This is a genomic window from Clostridium thermobutyricum DSM 4928 (assembly GCF_002050515.1).
Lineage (GTDB): Bacteria > Bacillota > Clostridia > Clostridiales > Clostridiaceae > Clostridium > Clostridium thermobutyricum.
On the sequence record NZ_LTAY01000095.1, the window covers coordinates 1 to 3,395 of the forward strand.

General features: G+C 28.5%; 2 protein-coding genes. Both read left to right on the plus strand.

What is annotated here, in order from left to right; translation table 11 throughout:
• Positions 1-121: 121 nt before the first annotated feature.
• Positions 122-2,092, plus strand: a complete 1,971-nt coding sequence (gene treB / locus CLTHE_RS14980) for a PTS trehalose transporter subunit IIBC (protein ID WP_080024107.1) — start codon at positions 122-124, stop codon at positions 2,090-2,092.
• Positions 2,093-2,263: 171 nt separating this feature from the next.
• A partial coding sequence (locus CLTHE_RS14985) for an alpha,alpha-phosphotrehalase (protein WP_080024108.1) occupies positions 2,264-3,395 on the plus strand: 1,132 nt, incomplete at its 3' end.

The window sequence follows — 3,395 nt, forward strand, 5'->3', positions numbered from 1 at the left end:
ACTTATACGTACAGGTTATTACAAAAATATAATTTGTACGTATAAGTTTTAAAGATAAAAATACTTCTATAAATTATTTTTTATTCAAATAATATATAGAATTTAAAGGAGGGGGAAACTTATGGAAAACACAAAGCAGTTTGAAGATGATTTAAAAGAAATTCTAGAAGCTGTTGGTGGTGAAAACAACGTTTCTATGGCTACACACTGTATTACAAGATTAAGGTTCATTTTAAAAGATGAAGGAAAGGTAAATGAATTAAACTTAAAAAATATTGGTTTAGTAAAAGGTAATTTTAGTGCAAATGGACAATTTCAAGTTATTATAGGTCCTGGAACAGTTGATAGAGCATATGACTATCTTTTATCTATTACTAATATAAAGGGAGTATCTAAATCAGAAGCAAAAGACGAAGCGGCAAAGAAGCTAAATCCCATTCAATTAGCAATTAAAACTTTATCAGATATATTCATCCCAATACTTCCAGCAATTGTAACTGCTGGTCTTTTATTGGGGTTAAATAACATATTGGCAGGTCAAGGAATTTTTTATGCTAATAAATCTTTAATACAAGTTTATCCAGCATGGGCCGGTTTTGCAGAAATGGTAAACGTTATAGCTAATACATCATTCACTTTTTTAACTGCACTTGTTGGTTGGTCAGCAGCTAAAAAATTTGGAGGAAATCCTCTATTAGGTATAGTTCTGGGATTAATACTTGTTAATCCAGCATTATTAAATGCATATTCTTATGGTCAAGCCGTAGCAAAACATGCAGTGCCAACATGGTCACTTTTCGGACATGCTTTCCAAAAGATAGGATATCAAGGACAAGTATTACCTGTTCTCGTTTCAACTTATATAATGGTTAAAATAGAAAAATTTATGAACAAGATCGTACCAGACTCATTTAAATTATTACTAGTAGCACCAATTGCTTTATTAGTAACAGGACTTTTATCATTCATTATTATTGGACCTGTAACATTTGCAATAGGTAATGCAATGTCATCAGGATTTGTATATTTATTTAAAAATTACGCTTTATTCGCTGGATTATTATTTGGATTCACTTATGCAATAATAGTTATTACAGGAATGCACAATACTTTCTTAGTTGTAGATTTTCAATTGTTAGCATCCCCACTTCATTGGGCTCTTTTATGGCCAATGGTTGCTTTATCAAATATAACACAAGGCTCAGGAGCTTTAGCAATGTTCTTCTTAAGTAAAGATAAAAAAACAAAAGGATTAGGGGCTACAGCAGGTATTACTGCTTATTTGGGTGTAACAGAACCTGCAATGTATGGAGTAACATTAAGATATAAATGGCCTTACTTAGCATGTTTAATAAGTTCAGCTTGTGCATCTGCATATATAGCAGTACATGGAGTTTTAGCTACATCAATCGGTGTAGGAGGATTACCAGCTTTTTTATCAATATTCCCAAAATTCTGGAGTGTTTACTTCATAGGAATGGCTATAGCATTCTTTAGTCCATTAGTATTAATCCCTATTATGTTCTTTGCAATTCCAAAGATAAGAAGAGATATAAAAGCTGTTGATGAAGGAAAAGGAAGTATTAAATTTAATTTAGATGCTTTAACAGGTAGAGAAACTAAAAAAGAACTAGATACAAATCAACAAGAAGTATCTGTTGTAACAGACAAAAAAGAAATAAATGATATTCAAAATAATGATGATTTAATAGAAAAAAATAAAGGAGCTATAGAAAAAATATATAGTCCTGTTAAAGGTAAACTTGTTAAATTAGAAGATTCAAATGATGAAACTTTTGCAAGTAAAATGTTAGGAGAAGGTATTGCAATAGAACCTATAAAAGGCAAAATAATCTCACCAGCAGATGGAGTAATTTCAATGATATTTAGGACAAAACATGCTTTATCATTAACTACAAATAAAGGAGTAGAACTTTTAATACATGTAGGCATAGATACAGTAGGAATGAACGGAAGAGGATTTGATTCTTTAGTAAAAGTTGGAGATACAGTTAAACTTGGAGATGAACTTTTAAATTTCGATATAGATTTGATAGAAAAGAAGCTGTTTCAACAACTGTATTTATGGTAGTAGCAAATACAGATAAATTTAAAGAGATATCTATTAGAGAAGAAAAGGAAAATGTAGATAATGATGAATTAATGGAAGTAAAATTTAACTAGTATTAAGGCAAATTTAGTATCTTAATTAGATATTACATTTGCCTTCAATTAATTCATAAAAAATTTGGAGGAAATAGTTATGAAAAATATAGATTTTAAAAAAGCAGTAGTATATCAAATATATCCAAAGTCATTTAAAGATAGTAATAATGATGGTATTGGAGATTTAAGAGGAGTTATTGAAAAGTTAGATTATTTAAAAAATCTAGGAATAGATTATATTTGGTTAACTCCATTTTATATATCACCTCAAAGAGATAATGGATATGATGTCGCTGATTATTATAATATTGATAAAACATTTGGTACTATGGAAGATTTTGAAGAATTGATAAAAGAAGCAGAAAAAAGAGAAATTTATTTAATGTTAGATATGGTATTTAATCACACTTCTACAGAGTCGAATTGGTTTAAAAAAGCTATGGAAGGTAATGAAAAATATAAAAGCTATTACATTTTTAAAAAAGGTAAAAATGGTAAAGCACCAACAAATTGGACATCAAAATTCGGTGGATCTTCATGGGAGTATGTAGAAAAATTCGATGAATATTATCTACATTTATATGATAAAACACAAGCAGATTTAAATTGGGATAATGAAGAAGTTAGAAAAGAAATTTATAATATAATCAATTTTTGGCTTGAAAAAGGTGTTAAAGGATTAATATTTGATGTAATTAATTTAATTTCTAAACCAGAAAAATTTGAAGATGATTTAATTGGAGATGGAAGAAGATTCTATACAGATGGTGATAAAATACATCAATATATAAAAGAATTAAATGAAAAAACTTTTGGAAGATTTAAAGATGTTATAACAGTTGGCGAAATGTCATCTACTAATATTAAAAATTGCATAAAATATACAAATCCAAAAGAAAAAGAATTATCAATGGTATTTAATTTTCATCATTTAAAAGTAGATTATAAATATGGAAATAAATGGAGTGATGGTAAATTTAATTTCTTAGAATTAAAAGATATATTTGATAATTGGCAAAGTGGAATGGAAAAAGGAAAAGGGTGGAATGCAGTTTTTTGGTGTAACCATGATCAGCCAAGAGTCGTTTCAAGATTTGGTGATGATAAAAATTATCTAATAGAAAGTGCTAAAATGCTTGGAACAGCAATTCACATGCTTAGAGGTACACCTTATATTTATCAAGGTGAAGAATTTGGCATGACTAATCCATACTATACATCAATTAGTC